The following is a 4,380-nucleotide window of genomic DNA, read 5'->3' as shown; positions in this document are numbered from 1 at the left end:
CGAGGATCTTGACCGGCCCGGCTTCGTCCAAGTCGGCACGCTGGTCCAGATGAAGCACCACGGCCGGGGCGATCTCCCCCTCCTTCAGCAAGCCGGCCACCTCCGGATCCGTCCGGACCTCCGGCGGCAGCCGGTCGCCAAGCTCGCTAAGCTTCGCCCGCAGCGCATACTCGCGCTGCTGCCCTTCCAGGAGGGTGCGGGTCTGGTTGCCGAACACCAGGTCGATGCTGCGCGAAAGGGCGGCGCCGATCGTCGACGGGCGGCTGCCCCGGCGCGCGAACAGCTCGATCACGAAGCAGGCGAGCTCGGTGTCCCGCGGCTCGTGCAGCACGAGGTCCAGGGGCAGGTTCACGGACAGCCCGCCATCGACGAGCAGCCGCCCCTCGATCTCGACCGGCGGGAACAAGGGCGACAGCGAGGAGGAGGCCAGCACGTGCTCAATGCCGATGCGGGTGCCCTTGGCGGTGTCAAACAGGACGCGCTCGCCGCTGAGCAGGTCGGTGGCCCCGATGCTGACCCGGATCTCCCCGCTGTTCAGCCGGTCGAAGTCGACCAGCTCCAGGAGCCAGTCCTTCAGCGGCGTCAGGTCGTAGAGGCCAGGGTCGCCCACGCTCGGCATGAACCGGGGATGGAACATGCCCGGCCGGCCGAACAGATGTGCCTGCAGGGCGCTCGCCATGTTGTAGGCCTGCCGGGGCAGGCCCGCCGGCGGACGGCCGTTCCAGTAGGGTGCCAGCGGGAAGGGGTTGAGAGCTGCGAGCTGCCAGAAGCGCTGGAGCTGCTCGATCCGCCGCTCCGGCGGGCTCCCGGCGATCACGGCCGCCACCACAGCACCGATGGAGCAGCCGGTCAGCCAGCGCAGCGGCAGCCGGGCTTCATGGAGGGCGGCATAGGCGCCGGCATGATAGGCGCCGAGCGCGATGCCGCCCGACAAGGCCAGGGCTACGGGACGGTCAGGGCTGCCCATGCTCATATCGACGACGGAACCTCCGGAGGTGCGGATCTCGGAGGTAGTAAGCCTCAGCCGTGCTTGCCGTTCCGCCGGCGGTACCGGGCTTCTGTCCGGCGCGGCTTGCGCGCCGTGATCACCACCCAGCGGTCCAGGCGCAGCTGGCGCAGGTTGTGCAGTCCCGCCCGGCGATAGGCCGCCTCCACCCGTGGCGCCTGCTCGTCGATCAGGCCGGACAGGATGGCGAAGCCGCCAGGTGCCAGGTTCCTGGCGAGCTGGTCCGCCATGGCGACCAGTGGGTTGGCCAGGATGTTGGCGAAGATCAGGTCGTAGCCGCGCGGATGGAACAGGGCGGGGGTGTGGAAACCGTCGCCGGCCACGCAGCGCACGCGGTCGGCCACGCCGTTCTCGGCGACATTGCCGGATGCGACCTCGATCGCGGTCGGGTCGACGTCCACGGCCAGAATCGAGGCCCTGGTCGTCCTGGCAGCGGCGATGGCGAGGATGCCGGAGCCGGTGCCCATGTCCAGGATCCGCCGCCAGCTGCGCCGCGGCAGGAGGCGGTCGAAGGCCAGGAGGCAGCCCCTGGTGGTGGCGTGCTCGCCGGAGCCGAAGGCCAGGCCGGCCTCGACCCGGATCGGCAGGCGGCCCTCCGGCACCTGGTCGGCATGGGCGGCGCCATGGACGAAGAACCGCCCGGCCTCGACCGGCGGGAACTCCCGGCGCATCGCCTCGGTCCAGGTGGCCTCGGTCACTTCCTCGATCCTAAAGTCGGGCAGGTCGGGCACGAGGTCACCGATCAGCTCTAGCAGGCGGCGGCGCTGTGCCTCGGGCTCGGGCCGCTCCGCCTCGACGATCTCCATGCGCCAGCGCTCCACTTGGAAGCCGCCGTCGCCCTCATGCTCGAACATGCCGGCCGAGAGGCCGAGATCGTCCAGCCGCTCGAACACCGCCTGGGCCAGCCCGTCGGGCAGCACGAAGCTCGTGCGCCAGAGCGAGCCGGTGGTGGCGTGGAACAGCTCGTCGCTCAAGCCTTCTTCTCCAGGAAGCTCGCTATGACCTTCTTCACTCCGGACTTGTCGAAGGCGATGGTGAGCTTGTCACCCTCGATCGCCTCGACCGTGCCGGGGCCGAACTTGTCGTGGAACACCCGGTCGCCCCGGGCGAAGGCCACGGTTGGGGCAGGGCGCGGGCGGACCAGCTCCGCCTTGCCCTCGATCAGCTTGCCGGCCCGCTCGAAGCCCGGGCCGCGGCCCATCATTTTGCCGGTCGGGAACAGGGAGGTCACGCCGAAGGTCGGGTCGACGTCGGGCCTGCTCGCGTTGCTGCGCAGGAGGTGGTGGATGTGCTCGGGCGGCAGCTCCTCGACGAAGCGCGAGGGCAGCGCTGCCCCCCACTGGCCGAAGATCCGCCGGTTCGCCGCATAGGTGATGGTGCAGCGCTTCTTCGCCCGGGTGATGCCGACATAGGCTAGGCGCCGCTCCTCCTCGAGCGCCTTGGTCCCGCCCTCGTCGAGCGCGCGCTGGTTGGGGAACAGGCCCTCCTCCCAGCCGGTCAGGAAGACATAATCGTATTCCAGCCCCTTGGCGGCATGCAGGGTCATGAGCGTGACCATGTCACCGTCGGCGTCGGCGGCATTGTCCATCACCAGGCCGACATGCTCCAGGAAGGCCGGCAGGCTCTCGAACTCCTCGATCGCCTTGACCAGCTCCTTCAGGTTCTCCAGCCGGCCCTGCGCCTCGGGCGACTTGTCGGCCTGCCACATGCCGACATAGCCGGACTCTTCCAGGATCGCCTCCACCAGGTCCCGGGGTGCCCGGCGCGGCAGCTCGTCCCGCCAGCGGGCGAACGCGGCCAGGAGGTCGGCCAGCTGCTTGCGGCCGCGGGTCGGCAGCTCGTCGGTGCCGACCAGCTCCTCGGCGGCCGCGAGCATGCTCTTGCCGGCGGCACGCGCCGCCTTGCGCAGGGCCACCACCGTGGTCTCGCCGATGCCGCGCTTGGGCGTGTTGACGATCCGCTCGAACGCCAGGTCGTCGTCCGGCTGCACCACGACGCGCAGATAGGCCACGGCATCACGGATCTCGGCGCGCTCATAGAAGCGCAAGCCGCCGATCACCCGATAGGGCAGGCCCAGCTGGATGAAGCGCTCCTCGAAGGCGCGGGTCTGATGGCCGGCGCGGACCAGCACCGCCGTGTCGCACAGGCGCTTCTTCGCGCGCTGCAGGGCCTCCAGCTCGTCGCCGACGAAGATCGCCTCCTCCTGCTCGTCCCAGAGCGAGGCGACCCGGACCTTCTCGCCGTCCACGTCCTCGGTCCACAGCGTCTTGCCGTGTCGCGCCCGGTTGCGGGCGATCAGGCCGGCAGCAGCCCCCAGGATGTGGCCGGTGGAGCGATAGTTGCGCTCCAGCCGGATCACCTCGGCCCCGGGAAAGTCCTCCTCGAAGCGCAGGATGTTGCCGACCTCGGCACCCCGCCAGCTGTAGATCGACTGGTCGTCGTCGCCCACGCAGGTGATGTTGCGATGGCCCTGGGCCAGCAGGCGCAGGAGCAGGTACTGGGCGACGTTGGTGTCCTGGTACTCGTCGACCAGGATCGCGCGGAAGCGGCGCTGGTACTGCGCCAGCACGTCCGGCGCCCGCTTGAACAGCTCCAGGCAGTGCAGCAGCAGGTCGCCGAAATCGCAGGCATTCAGGGTGGCCAGGCGCTCCTGGTAGAGCGAGTAGATCCGGAGCGTCTTGCCGCCGGCGAAGTCGCCGATCTCAGAAGGCGGCACCTGGTCCGGAGTCCAGCCGCGGTCCTTCCAGCGCTGGACGATGCCCAGCACCGCGCGGGCCGGCCAGCGCTTGTCGTCGATCTCCAGCGCCTGGAGGACCTGCTTGACGAGCCGGATCTGGTCGTCCGTGTCCAGGATGGTGAAGCTGGGCTTCAGCCCCACGATCTCGGCGTGGCGGCGCAGGAAGCGGGTGCCCATGGCGTGGAAGGTGCCGAGCCACATGCCCTGCACGCTCTGGCCGATCAGCGCCTCCACCCGGTGGACCATCTCCCGCGCGGCCTTGTTGGTGAAGGTCACCGCCAGCACCTCAAACGGCCGGGCACGCCCGGTCATCAGGAGATGGGCCAGGCGGGTGGTGAGCACGCGGGTCTTGCCGGTGCCGGCACCGGCCAGGATCAGGAGCGGCCCGTCCTCCGCGGTGACCGCGGCGTACTGCTCCGGGTTCAGTCCGGCCAGATAGGGGGCAGGCGAGCGTTCGGGCATCGTGACGGGTCGCGCGGCGAGCGGCATGGGCAAGGAAGATCCGACCAGCGGTTGTCCGGCCGGGCATCTGTGCCGACCGGTAGAGGAGATAGGCGCGACAGCCGGTGCGGGGCAACCCTGGCCACGCGGGAGGCGAGGGCCGCATGACGCCTGGCCTTCCGGGCCGGTACCGGCA

3 protein-coding genes are annotated in these 4,380 nt (G+C 70.2%); all 3 read right to left on the bottom strand.

Going from position 1 to position 4,380, the window contains the following annotated elements; all coding sequences use genetic code 11:
- A partial coding sequence (locus EQG76_RS03890) for a patatin-like phospholipase family protein (RefSeq protein ID WP_159710777.1) occupies positions 1 to 967 on the bottom strand: 967 nt, incomplete at its 3' end.
- Positions 968 to 1,020: 53 nt separating this feature from the next.
- Positions 1,021 to 1,980, bottom strand: coding sequence for a 50S ribosomal protein L11 methyltransferase (locus EQG76_RS03885; RefSeq protein ID WP_159710775.1), 960 nt, complete (start codon positions 1,978 to 1,980; stop codon positions 1,021 to 1,023).
- Positions 1,977 to 4,205, bottom strand: coding sequence for an ATP-dependent helicase (locus EQG76_RS03880; RefSeq protein ID WP_235031198.1), 2,229 nt, complete (start codon positions 4,203 to 4,205; stop codon positions 1,977 to 1,979). Before EQG76_RS03880 ends, EQG76_RS03885 begins: the two co-directional genes overlap by 4 nt.
- Positions 4,206 to 4,380: the final 175 nt, after the last annotated feature.

The organism is Geminicoccus flavidas (genome assembly GCF_009806515.1).
GTDB lineage: Bacteria > Pseudomonadota > Alphaproteobacteria > Geminicoccales > Geminicoccaceae > Geminicoccus > Geminicoccus flavidus.
Note: the sequence above shows the minus strand (reverse complement) of the source record. Positions and strands in the feature narration are given on the sequence as shown.

Bases quoted from the DNA above. Each gene is read 5' to 3' on its own strand.
- EQG76_RS03880 (WP_235031198.1), bottom strand. From the start codon at position 4,205: ATGCCCGAACGCTCGCCTGCCCCCTATCTGGCCGGACTGAACCCGGAG.